This window comes from Allobacillus sp. SKP2-8 (assembly GCF_007559355.1).
Lineage (GTDB): Bacteria > Bacillota > Bacilli > Bacillales > Alkalibacillaceae > Allobacillus > Allobacillus halotolerans.
The window spans coordinates 1-874 of the sequence record NZ_VMHF01000047.1 but is presented as its reverse complement, the minus strand read 5'-3'; the positions used below and the strand labels follow the sequence as shown (position 1 = coordinate 874).

At 41.3% G+C, this 874-nt stretch carries 1 protein-coding gene; it reads left to right on the top strand.

Annotated elements, in window-relative coordinates:
* The coding region (locus FPQ10_RS12885; RefSeq protein WP_144163886.1) for a transposase at nt 1-874 on the top strand (874 nt) is incomplete at both ends.

Sequence of the window (874 nt, the reverse complement as noted above, 5' to 3'; positions counted from 1 at the left end):
AGTGTTCCATCTGAAGCTTCTTATTCACGACTGCTCACAAAATTAACACAATCAAATATCCTGGAGAAAGTCCAAGGACAGATTGTTGAGCAGGCTATAGAAGAAGGCTTTATTATCGATGACACCATTGCTATCGATGCAACTCACTTTGAAGCACGCGATCAAGCTCCAGCAAAGGAAGAGAAAGCAAAGCCGGAACCAAAGAAACGTGGTCGAAAGCCTAAAAAAGAGCGGGATCAATGGTTAAAAGAACAAGCCGAAAAAGAAGCCAGCCTTCCCCTATACGAAAAGAAAATAGTAGCTCAACTCGATGCTTCGTTGGGCGACCTTCGTGAAGGGGTTCCTCAGGAACCCAAATGGGGCATCAAGAAAAACAGTGATGGAAAAAATGTTTTTTGGTACGGTTTTAAAGGACATTTGGCTGTCGGCTCTTCCAGTCAATATATTTTACAATCACTCTTTTCATCCGGTAACTTAAACGATGGAAAAGCTGCAATCCCTTTATTAAAGGGGATGCAGGAACAGCGTTCTCTTCCAAACATACGTTATCAAACGATGGATGCAGGGTATGATTATGAACCAATCTATCAACAAGTTTATCGAATGGGGCAACAGTCTATCATCGCTTATAATCGTAAAAACGAACCCGAACCCATAGGGTTCGATAAGTATTTCGCTCCTACTTGTTTTCGGGAACATTCTTACCGTTATGATAGCTATGATGCAAAGTACGAAACATTGAAATATACCCATCCGAAAGAATGCAGTGATTGTCCACTCGCTCAAGAAGGCATTTGTCAAAAGGTATTTAAAATGAAAATCACCAAAGATCTTCGTAAATATACAGCACCAGCTCGCGGTTCTGAAGCTTGGA